Annotated in this window: 6 protein-coding genes and 1 tRNA gene; 5 read left to right on the top strand and 2 right to left on the bottom strand. The window is 62.8% G+C overall.

What is annotated here, in order from left to right; all coding sequences use genetic code 11:
* A partial coding sequence (locus AAGA68_27355) for a hypothetical protein (GenBank protein MEM9388788.1) occupies positions 1–198 on the bottom strand: 198 nt, incomplete at its 3' end.
* Positions 199–448: 250 nt separating this feature from the next.
* Here AAGA68_27355 and AAGA68_27350 point away from each other — a divergent pair.
* The 5 genes from AAGA68_27350 to AAGA68_27330 are packed head-to-tail and all read left to right on the top strand — an operon-like array spanning position 449 to position 2,475.
* Entirely contained in the window at positions 449–763 is a 315-nt protein-coding gene (locus AAGA68_27350; protein ID MEM9388787.1) for a hypothetical protein, read from the top strand.
* Positions 760–1,002: a hypothetical protein gene (locus AAGA68_27345; GenBank protein MEM9388786.1), complete on the top strand. Its 243-nt coding sequence runs from the start codon at positions 760–762 to the stop codon at positions 1,000–1,002. The genes AAGA68_27350 and AAGA68_27345 overlap by 4 nt, the downstream gene beginning before the upstream one ends.
* The gene (locus tag AAGA68_27340) at positions 999–1,220 is read left to right on the top strand and encodes a DUF4224 domain-containing protein (protein MEM9388785.1); all 222 of its coding nucleotides are present in this window, start codon (positions 999–1,001) and stop codon (positions 1,218–1,220) included. Before AAGA68_27345 ends, AAGA68_27340 begins: the two co-directional genes overlap by 4 nt.
* The gene (locus AAGA68_27335; GenBank protein MEM9388784.1) at positions 1,220–2,215 is read left to right on the top strand and encodes a hypothetical protein; all 996 of its coding nucleotides are present in this window, start codon (positions 1,220–1,222) and stop codon (positions 2,213–2,215) included. Before AAGA68_27340 ends, AAGA68_27335 begins: the two co-directional genes overlap by 1 nt.
* A 23-nt stretch (positions 2,216–2,238) precedes the next feature.
* The gene (locus AAGA68_27330; protein MEM9388783.1) at positions 2,239–2,475 is read left to right on the top strand and encodes a hypothetical protein; all 237 of its coding nucleotides are present in this window, start codon (positions 2,239–2,241) and stop codon (positions 2,473–2,475) included.
* Between the two features lie 92 nt (positions 2,476–2,567).
* On the opposite strand, the gene AAGA68_27325 is transcribed toward AAGA68_27330, so the two are convergent.
* A tRNA-Lys gene (locus tag AAGA68_27325) sits at positions 2,568–2,643 on the bottom strand.
* Between the last annotated feature and the right edge of the window lie 61 nt (positions 2,644–2,704).

Genomic DNA, 2,704 nt, shown 5'->3' with positions numbered 1-2,704 from the left:
GGCGGCGTGGGCGGCGAGGTCGGCGTGGGCGGCGTGGGCGGCGGAGGCGGCGGCGTGGGCGGCGAGGGCGGCGAGGGCGGCGTGGGCGGCGAGGGCGGCGTGGGCGGCGTGGGCGGCGGAGGCGGCGGAGGAGGCGTGGGAAACAATCCAGCCGGTGCTAGACGAACTGCTTTCCATTGGCCCTGAAGGTAAGTTCACGAAGGCCGTCCCGACCGAGCAACTAGCGGCTTTGGCATTGTCATGACCACCCACGTACGGGGCTGCCAATGCGCCGCCTGCCTGCAGTCCTCCCCGGTCCTGCGCATGCTCCGCGGTGAGCAGCGGTTCCCGTGGGAGCCGGCGCCTAAGCGCGTGCGTAGGGGCGGGCTGGGGCCGCGGGGGTTGGTGGCGTTGGGCGGGAGGATGACGCAATGACGAACGCTACCGTGCCGATGTTCGAGGTGGTCAAGTGAACTGCTCGCATATGTCCGTCGCTGAGCTTCAGAGCGCGATTGCGGGCGCCGACCCGACCACGGAGGCGGTCCTTCGGATTGAGCTTTCTACTCGGGTCGATGGGCTGGCTCTGGACGTCCAGCATGCCAACGACCGAGCGGAGGCTGCGGAAGAGGAACTAGGCAACCTCGAAGCGGATGCGGAAGCATACGAGGCAGAGCGCGACCGCCTAAACGATGCGGCGGTAGAGCTGATTAATGCACTCGATGATGTCGCTCTGCCAGCCGATGCCTCAAAGGCCCTGGCTGAGCTGATGGAAGTCTGCGTGTGACCCGCCTAACCGCAGAGCAAGCGACCAAAGCCGCGAACATCATCAAGGAGCTGTGCGACGACCTGGAGAGCGAACTTCAGGACCGCTGGCAACCTGAGCACCACCCGGCGAGCAAGGCGCGATTCGATCGAGATATGGATCTCGTGCGCGAAGGTCGAGCGATAGCCAAGGAGCTGTCCATGGCGATCATGGGTGTGAGCGAGGAGGATATTGCGGAGTCGAAGGTTAAGCGACCGTGACCGACGGAATCTTGCAATTCGAGCGCCTGGCGGAGATCGTGGGCCGAAAGAGCCCGGCGCGCGTGGTCGAGTACCTGCGCAGCGAACGCATCCCCTACCGCCTGAACGCCGACGGCAAGCCGTACACCAGCGTCCAGGCTCTCGGCCTCGATCGTGCACCCGACACATCGAAGGCGCAGCCTGACAGTCAGCCGAACTTTTCGGCGCTAGGTGAGTAATGAGCAAGGGGCTACCGAAATACGTCTTCGTTCGCTACGGGTCCTACCTGTACCGACGGAAGCTGACGGGGCACCCGGCGGCGTCAGCGAAGACGGGGCTAATCCAGAAGGTGCTTTGCCGCGTTGGCGAGGGACTTCCGACGCTTTATGAGCAGCTCGCAAAGTTCGAGCGCCGCTTAGAGACCGGCCACCAGACCGGCACCTTCGGCCAGATCATTGCGGAGTACCTCACGTCGCAGCGGCTTGCCGAGAAGGCGCCCGCGACACGAGACGAGTACACGCGGATTGTGAACAAGCTGATGCCGGTGTTTGCCCACATGGCGCCGCGCGACATTGAGCGCTCGCACATCGCCATGATGATGGACCAAATGAAGGCGCGCGTGATGGCTAACCGGTATCGTTCGGTGATGTCAGACATCTTTGAGTATGCGATGCGCTGCGGGCACCTGAACGAGAACCCGGCCAAGGGCATCAGCCGCAACACTGAGCACGCCCGTGGGCGGGTGCTGGAGACGGCTGAGCTACAAGCCGCACTCAACGTAGCACCGCCGCACTATCGTCGCGTGATGGCCGCACAGGCGCTCATGGCGAAGCCTAGGCAGTCAGATCTCGTGGCGCTTCGTAAGGAGCACATCACGCCCGAGGGCGTTGTGATCGTGGAGAGCAAGACCGGGCGCCGGTCTGTCGTGGCGTGGTCAGATCTATTGCGCCAAGTGATCCGCGAGGCCCTAGAGGCGAGCACGTGTGAGCACGTATTCTGCGAGGATCTCAGCGCCCGTAAGCGACAGCGCAAGCGGAAGGCCCCGCCCCATGCATGCGGCGAACAGTGCAGCGCGTGGACGCTGGACAGCATCCGTCTGGCGCACAAGCGGCTGGGCGTCGACTTCACGTTCCACGATCTGCGGTCGTGGGCGAAGAGCAACCACGCGAACCCGGAGAGCCTTGGGATGCTCCCGAGGTACCAGCGAGTGCGTAAGATTGAGCCGGTTAGGTAAACGAACCCAAACAGGGGCGACCAATGAGCGACAAGAAAGACCCGGACTTCCCATACTCGGGCGAGGAGAATCGCCGGCCATTGAACTACGTGGCGCAGTCAATTCTTGGTGAGCTGAATATCGACGGACTCCTAGGAGATCCCGTGCCGATGGAGAAGGTGCACGCGATACATGACGTTATCTGCAAGGTGCTGGCCGGAGAGCGTGGGCGAGAGCACTCGCTGCGGGCCGGAGCCCCTAACCAACAAGAGGAAAGCTGATGGGATGGTGTGCGATTTCGTAAATAGTGTGCGATTGGCGCTGCGAGCGCGATTGCCAGGAGCGTGTACGTGTTTGAAGTGACTAGAGAAAATGGTGGGGCATCAGGGACTCGAACCCCGAACCTACTGATTAAGAGTCAGCTGCTCTACCAATTGAGCTAATGCCCCAGTTTGGAAAACTGGTAGGTAGCCGCCAGGACGGCGCTACCGAAATATGGGGTGGACGATG

The organism is Pseudomonadota bacterium (assembly GCA_039193195.1).
In the GTDB taxonomy this organism is placed as follows: domain Bacteria; phylum Pseudomonadota; class Gammaproteobacteria; order Steroidobacterales; family JBCBZW01; genus JBCBZW01.
The sequence above is the reverse complement of the archived record's forward strand: the minus strand, read 5'-3'. Positions and strand labels throughout refer to the sequence as shown.